Here is a 16,703-nt window from a genome sequence, read left to right as displayed (position 1 = left end):
CCCAGCGCAACTGCGCTGGGCCTCGTGCCATGTCGTGTGGATCAGGCGGCTCGGCTGATGCCGTTGCGGACCTCGATCGCGACGGCGAGCACCCGGGAGGGGCTCGGCGGGGCCTTCTTCACCGGGCGGGGGACGCCGACCTCGTCCTCGATGCGACGCAGATGGCGCTTCACCGTCGACACGGAGCAGCCGACCTTCGCGGCGATCACGCTCAGCGGCTGGTCCGGGTTGGCGGTGCGCATCCGGTGGATCTCGTAGCGGTCGAACTGGCGGCCGGAGTTGACGCCCGCGAAGGTGTCGAGGTCCTCGGGGGCGACCTGGACGCCCAGCCGGGCCCTGATCTCCTGCCGCTGACGGCGGGTGGTGCCGGCGACGAAGCCAGCCACGTCGAACCGGGTGACGGCATCGCTCAGGCACTGGGTGAGAAGCGGGCATCCGCCACACATCTTCTCGGCCTGGCTGCGCAGCATCTGCTGCTCACGGCGCTCGCCACGGTTCGTGGGCGTGGTGCCGTCCTCCAGAAGTGGATGCAGAAAGACATTCGCGTAGGTGACGCACGGGGTCGCTGCCTCAGTCATCTTTTCCCTGCTTTCGTCTCGAGCCCGGATGGGCTGTGCCTCTATACAAGAGTGACGGGTCACGACCCCTGGAGGGAGCGGAAAAGGTGGGGGGTGCTACCCGACTTTCCTGGGTATCGGCGGGAGTTCATCTAAGTATTTGTGCCTATTGGACGCCGTGATTGAGCGTGAAGTGAGCCTCCCAGGGTGTACCTAGGTGCGTCGGCTGAGTACTCACCACACGGCCGGGAACGCGAAAGAGGGCGCCCGGAGGCGCCCTCTTCGTCAGGTGGTACTCAGTCGGTGCCGGAGTCCATGGACGAGCGCTCGACGGCCTCGTCCACCGTCGACGGACCCTCCGCGCCGAGCCCGGCGATGGCGGCGGCGCCGCCCTTCTCGATCCGGCCGATGAGGTCGGCGTGCCCGGCCAGCAGGGTGCCCTGCGCGGCGTACAGCTCGAGCTTCTCGCGGGAGTCGGCGATGTCCAGGTTGCGCATGGTCAGCTGGCCGATGCGGTCGGTCGGGCCGAACGCCGCGTCCTCGACGCGCTCCATCGACAGCTTGTGCGGCTGGTAGCTGAGGTGGGGGCCGCGGGTGTCGAGGATCGTGTAGTCGTCGCCGCGACGCAGACGGAGGACGACCTCGCCGGTGACGGCGGACGCCACCCAGCGCTGGATCGACTCGCGCAGCATGAGCGACTGTGGGTCGAGCCAGCGGCCCTCGTACAGCAGCCGGCCGAGGCGCAGGCCCTCGGAGCGGTAGTTGGCGAGCGTGTCCTCGTTGTGGATCGCGGACAGGAGGCGCTCGTAGGCAGCCCACAGCAGTGCCATGCCCGGCGCCTCGTAGATGCCGCGGGACTTGGCCTCGATGATCCGGTTCTCGATCTGGTCGCTCATGCCGAGGCCGTGGCGGCCGCCGATCGCATTGGCCTCCATGACCAGGGCGACGGTGTCGTCGAAGCGGACGCCGTTGATGGAGACGGGGCGGCCCATCTCGAATCCGACGGTGACGTCCTCGGTGTCGATGTGCACCGAGGGATCCCAGTACTTGACGCCCATGATCGGCTCCACCGTCTCCAGCGAGACGTTGAGCTCCTCGAGGGTCTTGGCTTCGTGCGTGGCGCCCCAGATGTTGGCGTCGGTCGAGTAGGCCTTCTCCTTGGAGTCGCGGTAGGGCAGGGCGCGGGTGGTGAGCCACTGGCTCATCTCGTCGCGGCCGCCGAGCTCGCGGACGAAGTCCTCGTCGAGCCACGGCTTGTAGATCCGCAGCTGGGGGTTCGCCATGAGGCCGTAGCGGTAGAACCGCTCGATGTCGTTGCCCTTGTAGGTGGAGCCGTCGCCCCAGATGAACACGTCGTCCTCGGCCATGGCACGCACGAGCATGGTGCCCGTGACGGCGCGGCCGATGGGGGTGGTGTTGAAGTAGGCCTTGCCGGCGGAGCGGATGTGGAAGGCGCCGCAGGCCAGTGCGGAGAGACCTTCGTCGACGAGCTGCGTGCGGCAGTCGACCAGTCGGGAGAGTTCTGCGCCGTACTCGAGCGCTCGTCCGGGCACCGACGCGATGTCAGGCTCGTCGTACTGGCCGATGTCGGCGGTGTACGTGCAGGGGACGGCGCCGGCCTCACGCATCCAGGCGACCGCCACGGAGGTGTCGAGACCTCCGGAGAAGGCGATGCCGACGCGCTCGCCGACGGGAAGAGAAGTCAGAACCTTAGCCACGGGGCACAGCCTACTGGTTCGGGTGGCGGGCGGCCGAGTGGTGACCGGGTACTCTGGCCCGGTGAGTCGTCGGGTCGTCCAGGTGAGCACCGTGCACCGCACGCGTGACAACCGGATCTACAACAAGGAGTGCCGTGCCCTCGTGGAGGCGGGCCTCGACGTCACCCTTCTCATCCGCGCCGAGGCGGACGAGCAGTCGCCGGTGCCGGTGCGCGCGCTCCCCACCCCCGCCAGTCGTCTGACCCGCCTCACCACCATGCAGTTCCGGGCCTGGCGCGAGCTGGGCCGGCTGCGTCCCGACCTGGTCCACGTGCACGATCCCGAACTGATCCCCATGGCGCTGCTATGGGCTCGCACCCACCGGGCGGCCGTCGTCTACGACGCCCACGAGGACCTCGTGAAGCAGGTGGACACCAAGCCGTACCTCGGCTCCTGGAGGCGGGGCCTCGCCCGTGGCTACGGACGTTTCCTGCTGTGGCTCGCCAACTCGTTCATGGACGGCATCGTCGCGGCTACGCCCGACATCGCGGCGGGGTTCACGGGCGAACGCGTTGCCGTCGTCCACAACTATCCGTGGCTCTCCGACTTCGCAGCCGAGCGGGATCCCGTGCCCGGCCGACTCGTCTACACGGGCGACCTGACGGAGGAGCGACGGCTGTCGTTCATGCGTGACGTCGTGGCTGTCGTGCGCCGGTCGGTGCCCGAGGCGCACCTCGTGCTGGCCGGGGTCGTCGGCCCGGCGGTGTCCGAGGAGGCGCGGAGCTTCGACGGCGACCTGGTGCGGCACCTCGGCCTGTTGCCCCCCAGCCAGATTCCCGAGGTGCTCGCCACAGCGGAACTCGGGCTCATCTTCCTCGCCCCGCTGCCCAACTACGTCAACTCGCTGCCCACCAAGTTGTTCGAGTACCAGGCGGCCGGCCTTCCGGCCGTCGCCAGCGACTTCCCACACTGGCGTGACATCTTCGGAGGGGACGGCGCCACCGTCTTCGTCGACTCCGGGGATGTCGCGGCGACCGCCTCCCGGATCGTCGAACTGCTCGGCGACCGCGCGGAGCTGGAGCGGCTGTCCGTCGCCGGTCGGGCGGCCGTGCGCGGCAGATTCAACTTCGAGTCGCAGGCCGAGGCACTCGTCGGACTGGTCGAGAGGGCCGCGTCAACGACCGATCGGTCCCGGGTCGGCCGATAGACTGACCCCCGTTCGACTATCGAGGCGGAGGATCCACGTGGCTGTAGGCCGATCACGAGTCAACCTGGTACGGGCCGGCCTGGCCTTGTGGGACGCGCTCTCCTGGACCCTCGCCGTCATCGGCCTGGTGCTCACCCGCTACGACCTGTCCCTGGGCCCCGAACACGTGCGGTTCGTGCTGGTCTACTCGCTGGCCGCCATCGTGCTGCAGGTCGGCATCGGCTACGTCACCAAGATCTACCGCGGTAGGCACAGCGTCGCCTCCTTCGAAGAGGCGCTGTCGCTCGCCGCGCTCACCCTCGGCGTCGGCCTCGCCCTCGCCGTCGTCATCGGTATCGCCACGCCCCCCGGCTACCCGCGTGCGCTGACGGTGACAGCCCCCATCGTCGCGCTCGTCCTGATGGCGGCCGGTCGCTTCATCCTCCGCACGATCAGCCAGTCGATGCGCAACGGCGAGGACACCGAACCCGTCATCGTCTACGGCGCAGGCAACGCCGGCCAGCAGCTCGGCCGGCTCCTCGCCTTCGACCCCGACGCACCGTTCGACATCGTCGGCTACATCGACGACGACCCCGCGAAGCGGAACCTGCACATCGCCAGGGCGAGGGTGCTCGGCGACCGGACGCACCTCGTCGAGGCCGCCCGGGCCCGCAACGTCAGCACGATCATCGTGGCCATCCCGACGGCCGACCGGCAGCTGATGCGTGACGTGTCCAAGGTCGCCGACGAGGCTGGCCTCAAGACCCTCGTGATGCCCCCGACCCGCGACATCGTGGGCGGCAAGGTGCAGCTGTCGAATCTCCACGAACTCGACGTCACCGACCTCCTGGGCCGGGCCCAGGTCGAGACCGACCTCGGATCCATCTCGGACTACCTCTCCGGCAAGGTGGTGCTGGTCACCGGCGCCGGCGGCTCCATCGGCTCGGAGATCGCCCGTCAGGTGTACCGGTTCGGGCCCAAGGAACTCGTCATGCTCGACCGCGACGAGTCCGGACTGCACGGGGTGCAGCTGTCGATCTTCAAGCAGGGTCTGCTCGACACCCCGAACATGGTGCTCTGCGACATCCGCGACGCGGACGCCGTCGACAGGATCTTCGAGCTGCACAAGCCCGACGTCGTCTTCCATGCCGCGGCCCTGAAGCACCTCCCCCTGCTCGAGCAGTACCCGCTCGAGGGGTGGAAGACCAACGTGCTCGGCTCCCTCAACGTGCTGGAGGCCGCCGTCAGGCACGGGGTGCAGCGGTATGTGAACATCTCCACCGACAAGGCCGCCGACGCCACGTCGGTGCTTGGCAAGACCAAGCGGCTCGCAGAGGAGCTGACCTCGTACTTCGCCGAGACGACAGGTAGAGTCTTCCTCTCCGTCCGGTTCGGCAACGTGCTGGGCTCCCGCGGCTCCATGGTGCACACCTTCACGCAGCAGATCGACGCGGGGGCCCGCTCACCGTCACCCACCCGGACATCACTCGCTTCTTCATGACGATCCCCGAGGCCTGCGAGCTGACCATCCAGGCCGGCGCCATCGGCCAGCCGTCCGACGTGCTGGTGCTCGACATGGGGGAGCCCGTCAAGATCATCGACGTCGCCCGCAACCTGATCGCCCGCTCCAACAAGCCGATCGAGATCGTCTTCACCGGCCTGCGCCCCAACGAGAAGCTGCACGAGGTGCTGTTCTCCGACGACGAGTCCCGCTCAGAGACGGTGCACCCGCTGATCAGCCGCGTGAGCGTGCCGTCGCTCAACCCGGCGGAGCTCGCGAAGGTCGACGGTGCGGACCCGGAGTCCATGGACCAGCTGACCCGCCAGCACGGGGCGGACCCGGCTACGTCGTAGGGCCGCCCAGCTGCTCGGCCTCGGCCGCAGCCTCCGCCTCGGCCTCCGCGGCGGCCTCGTCGTCCGCCTTCCTGCCGACACCACGGTCGTAGCCCCACGACACCCACAGTGCCAGCACGAGGAACGCCGCCAGCATGACCGTCATGGTCAGCGACAGCGCTGTGACGGCGCCGAGCACGGTCGGGTGGTAGGCCCAGAGCACGAGCAGCGGCGTGACGGTGAAGGGCAGGCTGAACCAGAACAGTGTCCCCTGGCGCTGCGTCACGATGAAGACGGTCGAGATGGGCGAGGTGATGAAGTTCATGAACAGCCACGGCACCAGCGCCGCGCCGATGAGACCCGACATGGCCCACGGTTCGCCGAACACGATCGGGAACAGGGGCGGGGACAGGAAGTAGATCAGAGTGAAGGGAACGGCTCCGATCAGGGCGGACCGCACCGCTGACTGTCGGACGATCCGCAGCATCCCGCCCCGCTCCACGGTCGCCAGCTTCTGGAAGAAGACCTGCGACAGGCTCGAGTTGATCAGCGCCGCCGGGGTCTGCAGCAGCTTCCAGGCCTGGCCGAAGTGGCCGACGGCCACGCTGTCGAACAGGTTGCCGATCAGCAGGGTGACCCCGTTGGTGCGCACGCTGTCCATGAGCGCCGTCGGCGCATTCAGCAGCGGCATCTTCCTGTGCTCGCGCATCAATTGCCGGGTGGAGGTGTGGGGCAGCCTGTAGATCTCCTTGCGGCTGCGGAGGAAGAGGTTCACCGTCGACCACGCCTGTCCCAGGAAGGTGCTGACGAGCAGCCCGGCCGGGCCCCAGGACAACGCACCCAGCCCGAGCTGGGTGCCTGTGGTGGCCACAGCCTGCCCGAGCTTGTTGCGTGCGAGCAGGCCGTACCCCTTGTGACGGTTGCACCAGTAGCTGAAGACCGAGGCCTGCGCGAAGGCCCACGAAATGCCCGCCGTCGCCACCAGCCACCAGCGGAAGCCTGGGATGCCCATCCGTTCCGCGAGGGGCTCGGCGAACACGAGGAGCAGCAGGCCCACGACGGTGCAGACAACGGTGTTGAAGCGCGTGGCCAGCTTGACCAGCCCCCGCGCGTCCTCTTCCTTGCGGGGCAACACGATGGCCAGGTCGTAGCGGCCGGCTGAGATGGTCACGACGACCGCCACGACCGACATGCAGATGGTGAAGACACCCATCTCAGCCGGTGTGTAGAGGCGCGAGATGATCGGCGAGGCGAGGATCGGGATGAGCTGGGCCACGGCCGTGCCCGACATCAGCGTCAGGACGTGGCGCAGGAACTCGTGGTTGGCCAGCTTCTGGCGGAGTCGGCCGATCACGGTTCGACCTCGCTGCGGGAGGAGCAGGTACCGACCAGTGCGAGAAGGGCCGCGACGGTCCCCAGCTGCACCGCCGTCAGCGGCTGCGAGAGCCACGTCGAGTGCATCGCCGACAGGAGGGGCGTGACGACGATCAGCGCCAGCGCGGCGTGCGCGAAGGTGCGGTCCTCACGCTGCTCGGGCTCCGCGTCGGCCGGCAGGGGTCTGCGTACGACCCGCACGACGAGGACCACTCCGGCGGTGAGGGCGGCGACGAGGGCGAGCAGCGAGACGACCCCGTACTCGGCGAGCAACTCGACGAGCCCGAAATGCGGGTTGGTGAACTCCGCGACGTGGGGGTTCGCCGGGTCGCGGGCCATATCGGCGAATCGGCCGGGACCGACCCCGAGGAACTGGCTCTGCTCCGTCATCCAGACGCCGGCCCTGATCAGCTGCAGCCGGGCCCCGGACGAGGTCAGCTCGCCCCACTGGAGGTTCTCGATCAGCATCCGCGCCGCGGCGGACACCTGCCTGCCGGGCGGCACATCCAGGGCGATCGTGGCGGCCAGCGCGGCGACCGCGGCGGCGAGCACCCAGCGTGACCAGCGGCGCGTCAGGGCACAGACGGCAAGGCCCACGGCCGCGGCGATGATCGCCATGCGTCCCGACGTCCACAGCAGCAGCACCGCGAGCGCCGGCGCAGCCACGATCGGCAGCGCACGCGTCAGCGGCCGCCGCGCTGTCATCCCCAGGGCAGGCAGCAGCAGAATCACGACGACGCAGTGGTAGGCATACAGGTTGGGGTTGTCGAAGAACGACGAGATGACGTTCCAGCCCGGGACCACGCCGGCGTACTCGCGGGCCGGTGCATTGCCCGGCAGGTGTCGGGCCGTGGCGATCTCCCAGAACCCGACCACCGCCGCGAGGCCGGCGGACGCGAGCCAGCCCCACAGCAGCGCCCTGACCGCGCGCCGTTCCCTGCCGAGGACGGCCGCGGCGCAGACGCCCAGCAACGCGAAGCCCCACTGCGCGAGCGAGGCGGCGTGCCCGCCGTAGCGGAGCAGCCCGATGACGCCGAAGAGTCCGATCACCGCGCTGGCGCCGACGGCGACGAGCAGGACGGGGGAGCGCAGCAGCCCGGGCCGCCGGACGAGGTCGGCCACCGCCAGCCCAGCGAGGGCGAGGATCACGAGTCGCGCCGGCATCAGGAGGCCGCCGGGCAGGTACAGGGCCACCGTCGCCAGGCTCGGCAGCAGAAAGAGAAGGAGCCTCGTCACCCTGGACAGCCGATCCTCCGCTGTGGCAGCGGGGGGCGAAGGGAGGGGTTCAGGCACCCGCTCAGTATAGGTGGGGCCCTCGGCCGGTCGGGCCCCGAGGACGCGTGATAGCTTGTGCCCACGCGAGCAGGAGGTAGCCGTGCCGACCCCGTCTCTGGCCATCGGCCCAGCCAACTATGCAGGGCAGGCCCACGCGTGGGCCGGCGCCGTGGTCCGCCACCTCCCGGCCCGGTCGTGGTCGTTCTCCCACCAGCCGCTGCGGCCCGGGGGCTTCCAGTTCGACGTCGACGTGATGGTCGGCCGCTACTCCTACCGCAACCCCCTGCTGCGCCGGCTCCGCACCAGAAGGTTCTTCGCCGACGCCAGCCACGTCGCCGTCGACGGCTTCAAGCCCTTCTTCCATCTCCGCCAGGGAGGCAAGCTGGCGGGCGACGTCGCCCAGCTGGCGCGCGCAGGGAAGCGGGTCGCACTCATCTCCCACGGCACCGACACCCGCAGCCCCGAGGGACACCGGGACCGGGTGGCCGACTCGTACTTCCGGGAGGGGGACGCGGACTGGCTTGCCGCCGTCAGCTCGTCGAGCCGGGCGAACCGCGAGTACGCGGAGAGCAGCGGAGTGCCGGTGTTCTACTCGACCCCCGACCTGGGCCACGATCTGCCGTTCGGGACCTGGCTTCCGGTGTGCATCGACGTCGATGCCTGGGAGTGGGACGGCGAACTGCTGGAGCGGGAGCGGCCCCGCGTGCTGCACCTGCCCAGCAGACGCAACCCGCCGATCAAGGGCAGCCGCCACATCGAGCCCGTCCTGGACGAACTCCACGAGGCCGGGATCATCGAGCGGGTGCAGGTGCCGTCCGCCGTGCCGCACAGCCAGGTGCGCGACCTCGTGCGGGGCTCCGACGTCGTGATCGACCAGGTGCTGGCCGGCTTCTACGGTGTGGCGGCCGTCGAGGCGATGGCCGCCGGCCGCGTCGTGATCGGGGGACTGCAGGACGTCCAGGGCCTCATGCCGGAGATGCCGGAACTCGTCGAGGCGACCCCGGCGACGGTGCGGGAGGCGGTTCTGCGCACGCTGGAGGACCGGGAGGCGCTCCGGGCGGCGGCGCGGCGCAACCAGGCTTTCGTCCGTCGCTGGCACGACGGCCGCGAGTCGGCGGCGCGGCTGGCGGGCTTCCTCGGGGTCCCCGGCGCCCCCGTCGCCTGACGCCGCGGGCCGTTTCGGGGTGCGTGCTAACTTGACCCCTGACCCGAGAGGAGGGGCGGATGTCTCGACCCCGGCTGGCCATCGGCCCGGCGAACTATGCGGGACAGGCGCACGCCTGGGCCCAGGCTGTGCGGGATCACCTGCCCGCCGATGCGTGGTCCTTCGCCCCTGACCGTGGGGGGTTCAACTTCGCGGTCGACCGCAGGCTCGGCCCCCTCGCCAACCGCAACCCCGTGCTCAGGTCCGTCCGGTCCAACCGGTTCTTCAGGGGCACCACGCATGTCGCCGTCGACGGGTTCGAGGTCTTCTTCCACCTCAAGCGCAGGGGAAAGCTGGCCGGTGACCTGCGCCAGCTCCGCCGCGCGGGGAAGCAGGTGGCGCTGATCTCGCACGGCTCCGACACCCGTGACCCGCAGGCGCACCTGGCGCGTGTCGGACACTCCTACTTCCGCGAGGGCGACGACGCCTGGCGGGCCGCGCTGACGGCGTCGACCGCCGAGACCCGCGCCATCGCAGAGGGCAGCGGGCTGCCGCTGTTCTACTCCACACCCGACCTGGCCCACGACCTGCCGTCCGGCCGGTGGCTGCCCACCACCATCGACGTCGACGGGTGGCGCTCCGACCAGCCGCTCCTGGAGCGACGGCGGCCACGCGTGCTGCACGTGCCCAGCAGGCGCAACCCCCCGATCAAGGGGACCCAGTACATCGAGCCGCCGCTGCGGGAACTCGACGCCGCAGGCGTGATCGAATACGTCTCGCCGGAAGGGGTTCCGCACAGCGAGATGCGGGCGCTCGTCCAGTCCGTCGACGTCGTCGTCGACCAGATCCTCATGGGCTCCTACGGGGTCGCCGCCGTCGAGGCCATGGCTGCCGGGCGGGTCGTCGTCGGCTCGCTCGACGACGTGCGGGACCTCCTGGAGGAGGCACCCGAGTTCGTCGAGACGACGCCCTCGGGGGTACGGGACGCGATCCTCCGGATCGTGGAGGAGCGCGACGCGATGCGGGAGTCGGCGGAACGGAACCTGGCCTTCGTGCGCCGCTGGCATGACGGGCGGGAATCGGCGGCCCGGCTCTCCGGCTTCCTGGGACTCGCAGGGGAGGAGTCGTGAGCGCCCCGGTGCTGGCGATCGGCCCCGCCAACTACGCGGGCCAGGCCTACGAATGGGCCGAGGCCGTCAACCGGCACACGTCCGCGTCCGCGTGGGCGTTCATGCGGGGCCCTGTGCGTCGGCGTCACTACGGCTTCCCTGCCCATCGCATCATCCACCCGCTCGACTTCTACTTCTCGCCCGGGAGGGGGTGGCGCTCGAAGCTGCTCCTCCGCGGAGTGACGCATGTCGCGCTGGACGGATACGAGGCGTACTACCGCAGGCCCCGCGCCACGACGGTCGGGAAGGACGCCACGTGGCTCGCGAAGCAGGGCTTCACGATGGCGCTGATCGCCCACGGCAGCGATGTCCGCGATCCCGTCGCCCACCGCGAGCGGATGAAGTGGTCGTTCTTCAACGAGGGCCCGGCCGAGTGGCGCGACGCGCTCACGGCCTCCACGCGCCTCAACCGGGACACCGCGGACCGGCTCGGCTACCCGTTGTTCGTGTCGACACCCGACCTGCTGCTCGACCAGCCGTCCGCGACGTGGCTTCCGCTGAGCATGGATCCGACCCGGTGGGCCGCCCCGCACGATGCGCTCGAGCGGGCAGTGCCCCGCGTCCTCCACATCCCGAGCCGCCGCAATCCCCCGATCAAGGGGACGCAGTACGTCGACCCGGTGATGCGGAGGCTCGAGGCTGCCGGCGCGATCGAGTACGTGTCGCCGGAGTCGGTGCCCCACAGCGAGATGAAGGCGCTCGTGCAGTCCTGTGACATCGTCGTGGACCAGATCCTGACCGGCTCCTACGGCGTGACCGCGGTCGAGGCCATGGCGGCGGGCCGGATCCTGGTGGGAGGCATCGCCCCCGAGGTCCGGGCCAGAATGACGGAGGCTCCCGCGTTGTTCGACGCCGATCCCGACACGTTGAACGAGGTCATGGAGAGGATCCTCGACGACCGGGCCGCGGCCAGGGAGACGGCGGTCCGCAACGTGGAGTTCGTCCGTCGCTGGCATGACGGACGCGCCGCGGCCGACGCGCTGGCGGGCTACCTCGGGCTGAGGTCGGACGCCACCTTCTGAGCCCTGGCCCGCCACGTGTGCCGACGGCGTCCCTCGGCAACGGCGGTTGCTTTGTCCGTCAACACGGTGGGGTCGGCGGCGGCCCGGGTCAGCCAGTCGGCGATGGCGGTGGTGTCGTAGGGAATGCTCCAGCCCCAGCCCTCGCGGGCGGCCAGCGCGGCGGCGTGCGTCCCTTCGGAAGCCAGCACGGGCTTGCCCGCGCCGAGGTAGTCGAAGAGTTTCACCGGGGCGGCGAAGCTCCGGTACTCCTCAGGCTCCACCATCAGCGCGCCCACGTTGGAGGCCTCGAAGTAGGGGCGCAGCGCGGCGCCGTGGCCCTGCACGACGCGGATCCCGTCGGAGATCCACTCCGCGTACTCGGGGAGCGCCGCGTTCCACTGGTCCACGGGTGTGCACAGCGTCAGGGTGACGTCGACGCCGCCGGAGCGGGCCAGGTGGACCGCCTCCACGAACCGGTGGAGCCGGTAGTGGGGGCCCACGCCGCCGACGTAGAAGAGGTGGACGCCGGAGGTGGGGCCGGGGGTCGGCTCGGTCCAGCCCTGTCCCGGCGGCAGCTCGTCGAGGAGCGACGCGGGGAGGTTCAGGTAGGCGCCCATCCCCGCGGACGGGAGGTAGAGCCGGTCGACGTGCCTGGGGTAGTTCAGCATGTCCCAGCGGTAGCCGGCCAGGGCGACCTCGCGCTTGGGGAACTTGTTGCTGCGGCGGTACTCGGGGAACGCCCAGTAGAAGTCGCGCAGGAAGTGGCCGACGCGGATCCCGGCACGCCGCAGTTCCCGGAAGAAGGCGTAGTCCTGCAGCGGGTGCAGGGGGAGGTGGTTCGGGTCGGTCATGCTCATCGGCATCGTCGACGACTCCGAATAGCAGAAGTCGAACGTCTCGCCCCGACGCACGGCCTCGCGCACGGCGCGCATGGCGGCGCCCCGTTCCTTCGAGTGTCCGGACACGACGGTGACGTCGTAGCCCAGATCGCGGAAGGCGTTGCGCATCTGCACGGGCCGGATCCCGGATGCCGAGCCGGCATTCTCGTCGAGCACGAACGGGACGTGGAAGATCATGCGGGGGCTCACGGGCTGTTCCTTCCTTGGCGGGGTGACAGGGCGGCGATGGCGCAGGCCGCGAGGACGAAGAGGTAGTAGTACCGCAGCGAGCTGGAGGGAACGATCCCCAGCACGGGGGTGAGGCTGAACAGGACGACGGCGACCACCGCGGTCCAGTGGTCGCGCAGCTCCATGAGCCACACGCCCCGGTAGACGATGACTGCCAGCAGCGCCAGGAAGGCGAGCAGCGTCGGCAGCCCGTACCAGGAGTAGATCTCGAGCAGCACGTTGTGGGGGTCCATCAACTGGTTCGCGTACGCGGCCTTCACCGCGGTCTGGAAGGCGGCGTTGTGCCCCCAGCCGAACCAGACGCTGGCCGGATACTCCATGGACAGAGAGATGGTGTTGCGCAGGATGTCGCCGCGGACCTTGGTGGAGGAGTCCTGGATCACGGGCAGCGACCACACGTACAGGGCCACAGCCATGGCCAGGAAGCCTGCAACGATGATGGGGGCCGCGGGGAGCGCCCGCCGTCGCGTCTGCCGCAGGCTGACGAGGAGCAGCAGGGCCCAGCCGACGAGCATGGCCACCAGGGAGCCGCGCGACCCGCCGCCGAAGATCAGGACCGCGCCGGCTGCGGCTGCTGCGAGGCGCGCGACCTGACGGACAGGGCCACGGACGTCGAAGAGGAAGCGCGCGACCGCCATGATCGAGAACATCGCCACGACGACGCCGAAGTCGTTGATGTTGGGGAAGTAGGCGGCCACGTAGAACCGTCCCGGGTACAGCAGGTTGCCCGCGTCGGGGTACAGGATCGACTGCAGCTTGAAGCCGGTGATGACCTCGGCCCAGCCGATCAGCATCGTGGCGCCGAAGGCCCAGTAGAACGCGCCCATCACGGCGCGCCCGGCGGCCATCTCCGTGCCCGTCGCCAGGAGCGCGAGGGCGAAGAGGGTGAAGATGACGGCGAGTGTGGCGTAGTTCACGGCGGGAGGGGTGCCCGGCGCGAACACCAGGCCGATGCCGCCGCAGACGATGGCGCAGCCCTGGAACACCCACAGCGGGGCCGAGTCCCGTCGCGGCCGGTACACCCCGACGCACAGGAGAGCCGCGACAGGAAGCAGCGCGGAGACCACCACCGCACCCGGGAGGCGGAAGACGAGGACGACGACGGCGGCGGCGAGGAGCGTCGCCACGATCGCGGTGGCGGGCAGCCCCCGGCGAGGAGGCGACTTCGTGCCCAGCTCTGCCCCCTGCGTCGTCACGAGGCCGGCTGTCCGTCCCTGCGTCGGATCGCGAGGACGGCGACCACTGCCGTCGCCAGCGCAGCGGCCCCGAACACCGAGCCGCCCAGCAGCATGCTCCTGTTCGAGGAGGACGCGGCGAGCATCGGATCGCCGTGCAGCGTGCCACGCATGACGAGATGGTCGTCCTCTGTCTCGTTGAGCGTCTCGACGAAGCTGGCGGCGAGGTCGCGGGCGAGGGTCGCCTGCTGTTCGGCGTCCTCGCCGGTGGCGATGAACTCCATGAGCGTCACGTTGCGCAGCTGCACCCGGACCGCACCTCTGACCGCCTCGGGCGTGGACAGCTCAGGGTGCTGCTCGACGAACCGGTCGGTGTAGGGCGGCGTGGAGGCGAACTCGACGTAGGTCAGGGCCAGGGGACTCAGGAGCGCGGTCTGCTGCAGCGCGTCGGCCTCGCTCTCGGTGTCCGCGAGCGTCAGGTGGACCCACTGGGTGGCGATGGTGTTCGTGGGGCGCGTCAACGCGTAGGTGGCGCCGAGGGCGGTGACGACGGCGAACACTGCCAGCCAGACCCACTTGTGCGCCCACAACTGGAGCACGGCGCCCCACAGGTCGATCCGCCGGGTGTTCACGTCGCTCTGTTCGCTCATCTGTGTCCCTTCGAATGCGGGCCAGCGCGCCCAGCCGAACTATACCGAGCGCGTCGGGGCCGGGCGGGGCGTGGCGCGGCGGCTGAGGGCGGAAGCACTAGACTCTCCACGGAGAGACACGTGGCCCTTGCCCGCCGAAGGAGTACTACATGAAGATCGCCGTCGTCGCGATGGGAAAGATCGGGCTGCCCCTTGCCGTGCAGTTCGCATCGAAGGGGCACGACGTGGTCGGGGTGGACGTCCAGCAGCGCGTCGTCGACCTCATCAACGAAGCCGTGGAACCCTTCCCGGGAGAGGCGTACCTCCAGGACAAGCTGAGCGAGCTCGTGCCCGCCGGACGGCTGCGCGCCACCACTGACTACGCCGAGGCCATTCCGGGCGCTGACGCCGTCGTCCTTGTCGTCCCCCTGTTCGTCAACGATGAGACGTGGGAGCCGGACTTCGGCTGGATGGAGGCGGCGACCCGCTCGCTCGCGGAGCACCTGACCCCCGGCACCCTGGTCTCCTACGAGACCACGCTGCCCGTCGGCACCACCCGCAACCGCTGGAAGCCGATGCTCGAGGAGGTCTCCGGACTGGTCGAGGGCACCGACTTCCACCTGATCTTCTCCCCGGAGCGTGTCCTCACGGGCCGCGTCTTCGAGGACCTGCGCAAGTACCCCAAGCTGGTCGGCGGCCTCAGCGACGCCGGCACCGCCGCGGGCGTCACGTTCTACGAGCAGGTGCTGGACTTCGATGACCGGCCCGACCTTGACCAGCCCAACGGCGTGTGGGACATGGGTACAGCGGAGGCGGCCGAGATGGCCAAGCTGGCCGAGACCACGTACCGCGACGTCAACATCGGCCTCGCGAACCAGTTCGGCCGGTTCGCGGCTGGCAACGGGATCGACATCTACAAGGTGATCGACGCCTGCAACTCGCAGCCCTTCAGCCACATCCACCGGCCCGGCATCGCCGTCGGCGGCCACTGCATCCCCGTCTACCCCCGCCTGTACCTGTGGACCGATCCGGACGCCACGATCGTCCGCACCGCCCGCGAGGCCAACATGCAGATGCCCGACTACACCGTGTCGCTCGTGGAGTCGGCCCTCGACGGCTCGCTCGCGGGTCGCCGCGTCGTCGTGCTCGGCGCCTCGTACCGCGGCCGGGTCAAGGAGACGGCGTTCTCCGGCGTCTTCACCGCCGTCGACGCCCTGAAGGCCCGCGGGGCCGAGGTCCTCGTGCACGACCCGATGTTCACCGACGAGGAGCTCGCGGCGTACGGGTTCACGCCGTACCACCTCGGCGAGGGCGTGGACGCGGCGATCCTCCAGGCCGACCACCCGGAGTACGTCGAGCTGACGCCGGCGGACCTGCCCGGGATCGCGGTGCTGGTCGACGGACGCAACGCCACCCGACCCGCCAACTGGGCCGGCGTCACGCGGCTCGTCGTCGGCAAGGGGTTCTGACGGTGAAGGTCCTCTCGGTCGTCGGGGCCCGGCCCCAGTTCGTCAAGCTCGCCCCCATGGCGAAGGCGCTCGCGGCTGCCGGCGTCGAGCACGTCATCGTGCACACGGGGCAGCACTATGACATCAACATGTCGGACGCCTTCTTCACCGATCTCGGCATCCCGGATCCCGACATCCACCTGGGCGTCGGCTCCGGCTCCCACGGGGCCCAGACGGGCGCCATGCTGGCCCAGCTCGATCCGGTGTTCGACGAGATCCGCCCGGACTGGGTCCTCGTGTACGGCGACACCAACTCCACGGTGGCCGCGGCCCTCGCCGCGGTGAAGCTGCACATTCCGCTGGCCCACCTGGAGGCAGGCCTCCGCTCGTTCAACCGGGCCATGCCCGAGGAACACAACCGGGTGCTCACCGATCACGCGGCCGACCTGTGCCTCGCCCCGACCGAGGTCGCCCTGCGGCATCTCGCGGCGGAAGGACTCGCCGACCGCTCCGTCGTCGTCGGCGACGTGATGGTGGACGTGTGTCTCCAGGTGCGCGATGCGGTGGCGGGCCGGCCCCTCGAGGTTCCTGTGGCGGACGGCGAGCCGTTCGTCCTGGCCACCATCCACCGCGCGGAGAACACGGACGATCCCGCCCGGCTGCGCACCATCGTCGAGGCACTGGCCGGCGTGCCGGTGCCCGTCATCCTTCCCGTGCACCCGCGACTCGCCGCGAAGGCCGCAGCCTCGGGGCTCAGCCTCGAGCAGGGGAACATCCGCACCGTCGAACCGCTGCCGTACCCGGTGCTGGTCGGGGCCCTCGCGGCCGCCGCCGGCGTCGTCACCGACTCGGGTGGCCTGCAGAAGGAGGCCTTCCTGCTGGAGACCCCCTGCCTGACCGTCCGGACCGAGACAGAGTGGGTCGAGACGCTGGAGAACGGCTGGAACATCCTCGACCCGGAGGCCGCCAGGGTGGCCGAACTCGCTGTGCGTCCGCGGCCCTCGCAGGACCGCGGAACCCCCTATGGCGACGGCCACGCAGCCAGTGCCGCGACGGCCGCACTGCTGGGGCGGAGAGCCTGACTCCCC

The 16,703-nt window shown here is 70.1% G+C and carries 13 protein-coding genes and 1 pseudogene; 7 read left to right on the top strand and 7 right to left on the bottom strand.

The annotated features are described in order from the left end of the window. Positions 1 to 41: 41 nt before the first annotated feature. Positions 42 to 578, bottom strand: a complete 537-nt coding sequence (locus H9L22_RS12860) for a WhiB family transcriptional regulator (RefSeq protein ID WP_187720273.1) — start codon at positions 576 to 578, stop codon at positions 42 to 44. Positions 579 to 853: 275 nt separating this feature from the next. Then, a complete protein-coding gene (gene argG / locus H9L22_RS12855; RefSeq protein WP_226966320.1) occupies positions 854 to 2,284 on the bottom strand; it encodes an argininosuccinate synthase in 1,431 nt (476 codons plus the stop codon). A gap of 52 nt (positions 2,285 to 2,336) precedes the next feature. Between argG and H9L22_RS12850 the strand changes: the two genes are divergently transcribed. Both H9L22_RS12850 and H9L22_RS20510 read left to right on the top strand, forming a co-directional pair. After that, the gene (locus H9L22_RS12850; RefSeq protein WP_226965850.1) at positions 2,337 to 3,461 is read left to right on the top strand and encodes a glycosyltransferase family 4 protein; all 1,125 of its coding nucleotides are present in this window, start codon (positions 2,337 to 2,339) and stop codon (positions 3,459 to 3,461) included. 400 nt (positions 3,462 to 3,861) lie between these two features. Next, a pseudogene (locus tag H9L22_RS20510) lies at positions 3,862 to 5,294 on the top strand (polysaccharide biosynthesis protein). On the opposite strand, the gene H9L22_RS12840 reads toward H9L22_RS20510, so the two are convergent. Beyond that, entirely contained in the window at positions 5,284 to 6,627 is a 1,344-nt protein-coding gene (locus H9L22_RS12840; RefSeq protein ID WP_187720270.1) for a lipopolysaccharide biosynthesis protein, read from the bottom strand. The pseudogene H9L22_RS20510 and the gene H9L22_RS12840 overlap by 11 nt on opposite strands. Next, positions 6,624 to 7,883 (bottom strand): O-antigen ligase family protein, encoded by a 1,260-nt coding sequence (locus H9L22_RS12835; protein ID WP_187720269.1) that lies wholly within the window; start codon positions 7,881 to 7,883, stop codon positions 6,624 to 6,626. Before H9L22_RS12835 ends, H9L22_RS12840 begins: the two co-directional genes overlap by 4 nt. 139 nt (positions 7,884 to 8,022) lie before the next feature. Between H9L22_RS12835 and H9L22_RS12830 the strand changes: the two genes are divergently transcribed. From H9L22_RS12830 to H9L22_RS12820, 3 genes are read left to right on the top strand one after another with little or no spacing between them, the layout of a single operon-like run. Then, a complete protein-coding gene (locus H9L22_RS12830; RefSeq protein ID WP_187720268.1) occupies positions 8,023 to 9,087 on the top strand; it encodes a glycosyltransferase family protein in 1,065 nt (354 codons plus the stop codon). A gap of 59 nt (positions 9,088 to 9,146) precedes the next feature. After that, positions 9,147 to 10,196 (top strand): glycosyltransferase, encoded by a 1,050-nt coding sequence (locus H9L22_RS12825; protein WP_187720267.1) that lies wholly within the window; start codon positions 9,147 to 9,149, stop codon positions 10,194 to 10,196. Further along, positions 10,193 to 11,257, top strand: a complete 1,065-nt coding sequence (locus tag H9L22_RS12820) for a glycosyltransferase (protein ID WP_187720266.1) — start codon at positions 10,193 to 10,195, stop codon at positions 11,255 to 11,257. The genes H9L22_RS12825 and H9L22_RS12820 overlap by 4 nt, the downstream gene beginning before the upstream one ends. Here H9L22_RS12820 and H9L22_RS12815 read toward each other — a convergent pair. The 3 genes from H9L22_RS12815 to H9L22_RS12805 are packed head-to-tail and all read right to left on the bottom strand — an operon-like array spanning position 11,224 to position 14,188. Further along, complete coding sequence (locus H9L22_RS12815; protein WP_187720265.1) at positions 11,224 to 12,324, bottom strand: glycosyltransferase family protein; 1,101 nt, start codon at positions 12,322 to 12,324, stop codon at positions 11,224 to 11,226. The two genes, H9L22_RS12820 and H9L22_RS12815, sit on opposite strands and share 34 nt — an antisense overlap. Further along, positions 12,321 to 13,559 carry an O-antigen ligase family protein gene (locus H9L22_RS12810; protein WP_187720264.1) on the bottom strand — a complete coding sequence of 413 codons (1,239 nt, stop codon included), beginning with the start codon at positions 13,557 to 13,559 and terminating at the stop codon, positions 12,321 to 12,323. The genes H9L22_RS12815 and H9L22_RS12810 overlap by 4 nt, the downstream gene beginning before the upstream one ends. Beyond that, a complete protein-coding gene (locus tag H9L22_RS12805; protein WP_187720263.1) occupies positions 13,556 to 14,188 on the bottom strand; it encodes a YveK family protein in 633 nt (210 codons plus the stop codon). The genes H9L22_RS12810 and H9L22_RS12805 overlap by 4 nt, the downstream gene beginning before the upstream one ends. Before the next feature lie 149 nt (positions 14,189 to 14,337). On the opposite strand from H9L22_RS12805, the gene H9L22_RS12800 reads away from it, so the two are divergent. Continuing rightward, complete coding sequence (locus H9L22_RS12800) at positions 14,338 to 15,636, top strand: nucleotide sugar dehydrogenase (RefSeq protein WP_187720262.1); 1,299 nt, start codon at positions 14,338 to 14,340, stop codon at positions 15,634 to 15,636. Positions 15,637 to 15,638: 2 nt separating this feature from the next. After that, positions 15,639 to 16,697: a non-hydrolyzing UDP-N-acetylglucosamine 2-epimerase gene (gene wecB / locus H9L22_RS12795; RefSeq protein WP_187720261.1), complete on the top strand. Its 1,059-nt coding sequence runs from the start codon at positions 15,639 to 15,641 to the stop codon at positions 16,695 to 16,697. Positions 16,698 to 16,703: the final 6 nt, after the last annotated feature.

The sequence above is a fragment of the Tessaracoccus defluvii genome, from assembly GCF_014489575.1.
GTDB classification, from domain to species: Bacteria; Actinomycetota; Actinomycetes; order Propionibacteriales; family Propionibacteriaceae; genus Arachnia; species Arachnia defluvii.
The sequence above is the reverse complement of the archived record's forward strand: the minus strand, read 5'-3'. Positions and strand labels throughout refer to the sequence as shown.